Genomic DNA, 3,941 nt, shown 5'->3' with positions numbered 1-3,941 from the left:
CGGGTGGGGCCCCCGGGGCCACCATCCCCACCCGTCGCTTCCGATCCGCGCGCCGTCGCATAACGATCTTGATGGTGGGGAAACCTATCTGATTCGTCTTTTCCCGAGCGCTCCCGTAGACTGGTGCGTCGGTCCCGGTGCACCCGTGTATCTGGGCTGTCCAGGTAGCCGATCCCGGAAGGTGAAGCGCTCAAGTATGGCCAAAAAACAAGGGGCCATCGAGATCGAGGGCACCGTCGTCGAGTCTCTGCCGAACGCCATGTTCAAGGTTGAGCTACAGAACGGTCACCAAGTCCTCGCGCACATCAGCGGCAAGATGCGGATGCACTACATCCGTATCCTGCCCGACGACCGGGTCGTGGTGGAGCTCTCGCCCTACGACCTGACGCGCGGGCGGATCGTCTACCGCTACAAGTAGATCGAGACCCGGAGAACCTCAATCCCATGAAGGTCAAGCCGAGCGTCAAGAAGATCTGCGACAAGTGCAAGGTGATCCGCCGCCACGGTCGGGTCATGGTCATCTGCGACAACCTGCGCCACAAGCAGCGCCAGGGCTGATCGCGGACACGCCGAGCCGAACACTCGAAGCAGACTTCACGCGCCCGGGCGGTGACCGGCACCCCGTGCCCGGATCACCGCCCCACACGTCAACACCGCAGCGTCCCGTCCCCGCCCCGCGCGGGAGGCGACACCCCCGGTCGGAGGCCGGGGACCCGGTAGCCATGCCGGGACCGGAACTGCGGCAGACCTCCGACACGAATCAGGAGCCCACGCATGGCACGCCTATCGGGCGTCGACCTGCCGCGCGACAAGCGCGTCGAGGTCGCCCTCACCTACGTCTTCGGCATCGGTCGCACCCTGTCGCAGACCACGCTCCGCGAGACGGGTATCGACCCCGACACCCGCGTTCGCAACCTCTCCGAGGAAGAGCTGGTCCGCCTCCGCGAGTACGTCGAGGCCAACATCCGTACCGAGGGTGACCTCCGGCGCGAGATCCAGGCCGACATCCGCCGCAAGGTGGAGATCGGCAGCTACGAGGGTCTGCGTCACCGCCGCGGCCTGCCCGTTCGCGGACAGCGCACCAAGACCAACGCGCGTACCCGCAAGGGTCCGCGTCGCGCCATCGCCGGCAAGAAGAAGCCCGGCAAGAAGTAGTCCGCTCCGGACGCCGTTTCGCGGTCCGCGCAGCGGGACCGACCACCTCCACGGGAGATAGCGCTTTATGCCTCCGAAGGGCCGACAGGCCGGCGCCAAGAAGGTGCGCCGCAAGGAGAAGAAGAACGTCGCTCACGGGCACGCCCACATCAAGAGCACGTTCAACAACACCATCGTCTCGATCACCGACCCGTCCGGGAACGTGATCTCCTGGGCCTCCGCCGGCCACGTCGGCTTCAAGGGGTCCCGCAAGTCCACCCCGTTCGCCGCGCAGATGGCGGCGGAGAACGCCGCCCGCCGCGCGCAGGAGCACGGCATGCGCAAGGTGGACGTCTTCGTCAAGGGCCCCGGCTCCGGTCGTGAGACCGCGATCCGCTCCCTCCAGGCCACCGGCCTGGAGGTCGGGTCCATCCAGGACGTGACCCCCACCCCGCACAACGGCTGCCGCCCGCCCAAGCGCCGGCGCGTCTGAGTCGACGGCCGTTCCCGTCCCGGTGCCCCGGCACCGGAGCGGAACGGCCGCCCGTCGGGTCGGGTCCTCCGGGATCCGGCCCGACGGCGGGTTCCCGCCCCTCGCGGGGCGGTCGGCCCGCACCCCGCACCACCCACCGGCGGCGCGCGACACGCCGCCGGCCGGGTCCGGCGGCACCCCGGTGCCGTCGCCCCGGGGTCCGGCACCCGCCGGATACCCCGTTGTCCCCGCTCTCGGCATCAAATAGCGGGTGCCGAAGACTGGAGTCACCACCCATGCTGATCGCCCAGCGCCCCTCCCTGACCGAAGAGGTCGTCGACGAGTTCCGCTCCCGGTTCGTGATCGAGCCGCTGGAGCCGGGCTTCGGTTACACCCTCGGCAACTCCCTGCGCCGCACCCTGCTCTCCTCCATCCCCGGTGCCGCCGTCACCAGCATCCGCATCGACGGCGTGCTGCACGAGTTCTCCACCGTGCCCGGGGTCAAGGAGGACGTCACCGACCTGATCCTCAACATCAAGCAGCTGGTCGTCTCCTCCGAGCACGACGAGCCGGTCGTGATGTACCTGCGCAAGCAGGGTCCCGGCCTGGTCACCGCCGCCGACATCGCCCCGCCCGCCGGCGTCGAGGTGCACAACCCCGACCTGGTGCTGGCCGGCCTCAACGCCAAGGGCAAGCTGGAGATGGAGCTGACCGTCGAGCGCGGTCGCGGCTACGTCTCCGCCGTCCAGAACAAGCAGGCGGGCCAGGAGATCGGCCGCATCCCGGTCGACTCGATCTACAGCCCCGTGCTCAAGGTCACCTACAAGGTCGAGGCGACCCGTGTCGAGCAGCGCACCGACTTCGACAAGCTGATCGTCGACGTCGAGACCAAGGAGTCGATGCGTCCGCGCGACGCCATGGCCTCCGCCGGCAAGACCCTGGTCGAGCTGTTCGGCCTGGCCCGTGAGCTCAACGTCGACGCCGAGGGCATCGACATGGGCCCGTCCCCGACCGACGCCGCGCTCGCGGCCGACCTGGCGCTGCCCATCGAGGAGCTGGAGCTGACCGTCCGCTCCTACAACTGCCTCAAGCGCGAGGGCATCCACTCCGTCGGCGAGCTGGTCGCCCGTTCCGAGGCCGACCTGCTGGACATCCGCAACTTCGGTGCGAAGTCCATCGACGAGGTCAAGGCCAAGCTGGCCGGCATGGGCCTGGCCCTGAAGGACAGCCCGCCCGGATTCGACCCGACCTCCGCCGCCGACGGCTTCGGCGCCGACGACGACGGCGACCCCGGCTTCGCGGAGACCGAGCAGTACTGAGTCCGATCCCGCGCCCCGCCGTCGGCCGGGGCGCGGACCGGACACCCCCCCGTCGCGCGGCCCCGGCCCTTCCGGGAGCACGCGGCGGCACCGAGGACGTTCCCCGGGGCCCCGGCCCCGGGGGCACCCCGCCCCGGCACCGGCCCGGGCGGGCCCTGACACCGGTACCTGACACGGCCGGTGCAGTCACGAAGGAGAAACCCGATGCCCAAGCCCACCAAGGGTCGTCGTCTCGGCGGCGGTCCCTCCCACGAGCGGCTCATGCTGGCGGGCCTCGCCACCGCGCTGTTCGAGCACGGGCGCATCAAGACCACCGAGGCCAAGGCTCGTCGCCTGCGCCCGGTGGCCGAGCGGCTGATCACCAAGGCCAAGAAGGGCGACCTGCACAACCGTCGTCAGGTGATGCGCACCATCACCGACAAGAGCGTCGTGCACACCCTCTTCACCGAGATCGGCCCGCAGTTCGCCAACCGTCCCGGTGGGTACACCCGGATCACCAAGATCGGTCCCCGTCGTGGCGACAACGCCCCGATGGCGGTCATCGAGCTGGTGGAGGCCCTGACCGTGCAGCAGGAGGCCGTCGGCGAGGCCGAGGCCGCCACGCAGCGCGCGGTGAAGGAGTCGGACGAGGCCAAGGGCCGCACCGACCTCTCCAAGGACGGTGACGCCGAGGAGACCACCGGCGCCGAGAACGCCGGGACCACCGAGAACACCGAGAACACCGAGAACACCGAGGAGAAGAAGGACGCCTGATCGGCGGCCCTTTGCCCGGATGTCCCCGGATGTCCCCGGAGTCATCCGGTTCCCCCGGCCCCCGGGCCGGGGTAACCGGCGGGCCCGGTCCCCGCGCACCGCGGGGGCCGGGCCCGTTTCCGTGTCCGGCCCGCTCCCACCCGGTGCCCGGGCCGCCGACCCCGGGACGGTCGGGAGCCCCCGGACCCCGACGGCACCGCTCGGGGCGGATCCGGGAGAATGCGGCCTCGTGACCGACAGCGCGACCCGCCCCACCGACCCCC

General features: G+C 70.5%; 6 protein-coding genes. All 6 read left to right on the top strand.

Annotation, left to right across the window (positions count from 1 at the left end):
• Window positions 1-196: 196 nt before the first annotated feature.
• The 6 genes from infA (at window position 197) to rplQ (ending at window position 3,678) form a co-directional block, all read left to right on the top strand.
• A complete protein-coding gene (infA, locus tag FOE67_RS19020) occupies window positions 197-418 on the top strand; it encodes a translation initiation factor IF-1 (protein WP_003948620.1) in 222 nt (73 codons plus the stop codon).
• A gap of 26 nt (window positions 419-444) precedes the next feature.
• Window positions 445-558, top strand: a complete 114-nt coding sequence (gene rpmJ / locus FOE67_RS19015) for a 50S ribosomal protein L36 (protein WP_003956441.1) — start codon at window positions 445-447, stop codon at window positions 556-558.
• 216 nt (window positions 559-774) lie between these two features.
• Window positions 775-1,155, top strand: a complete 381-nt coding sequence (gene rpsM, locus FOE67_RS19010; RefSeq protein ID WP_182665911.1) for a 30S ribosomal protein S13 — start codon at window positions 775-777, stop codon at window positions 1,153-1,155.
• Window positions 1,156-1,222: 67 nt separating this feature from the next.
• Window positions 1,223-1,627, top strand: coding sequence for a 30S ribosomal protein S11 (gene rpsK, locus FOE67_RS19005; RefSeq protein ID WP_143616930.1), 405 nt, complete (start codon window positions 1,223-1,225; stop codon window positions 1,625-1,627).
• 275 nt (window positions 1,628-1,902) lie between these two features.
• Window positions 1,903-2,925 (top strand): DNA-directed RNA polymerase subunit alpha, encoded by a 1,023-nt coding sequence (locus FOE67_RS19000; RefSeq protein ID WP_182665908.1) that lies wholly within the window; start codon window positions 1,903-1,905, stop codon window positions 2,923-2,925.
• 204 nt (window positions 2,926-3,129) lie between these two features.
• On the top strand, window positions 3,130-3,678 hold the full coding sequence (gene rplQ, locus FOE67_RS18995) for a 50S ribosomal protein L17 (RefSeq protein ID WP_228474041.1): 549 nt from the start codon (window positions 3,130-3,132) through the stop codon (window positions 3,676-3,678).
• Window positions 3,679-3,941 lie beyond the last annotated feature (263 nt).

Origin of the sequence: Streptomyces calidiresistens (assembly GCF_014141525.1) — a bacterium.
In the GTDB taxonomy this organism is placed as follows: Bacteria; Actinomycetota; Actinomycetes; order Streptomycetales; family Streptomycetaceae; genus Streptomyces; species Streptomyces calidiresistens.
This window is presented reverse-complemented; position numbering and strand designations above follow the sequence as displayed.